Genomic DNA, 313 nt, shown 5'->3' on the forward strand with positions numbered 1-313 from the left:
TTCCGCCCCGAGTTCTCATTTAAGCGGCCCTGGCTTCGAATGCCAATGGGCTTTTCCATGCCAAAGCCGAGTGCCTTCTGCGCGGATTGTAGAAGCCATTGATGTATTCGAATATGGCCAATTCGGCATCGCGGCGGCAGGTCCATGATTTCTGCCATAGCAACTCAGCCTTGATCGTTTTGAAGAAGGTTTCCACGGCGGCGTTGTCAAAGCAGTTTCCTGTTCCGCTCATTGAGATCTGGAAGCCATGCTGGCGCAGAAGCTTCTGATAGTCGTGGGAGCAATATTGGCTGCCGCGATCCGTATGGTGAAT

The 313-nt window shown here is 52.7% G+C and carries 1 protein-coding gene; it reads right to left on the bottom strand.

Features of this window, described 5'->3' with window-relative positions:
- Positions 1 to 19 precede the first annotated feature (19 nt).
- Positions 20 to 313: integrase core domain-containing protein (locus ACXAH0_RS25205; RefSeq protein ID WP_475196057.1), on the bottom strand; the 294-nt coding region annotated here is incomplete at its 5' end.

Source organism: Roseibium sp. AWQ4_290 (genome assembly GCF_056160985.1).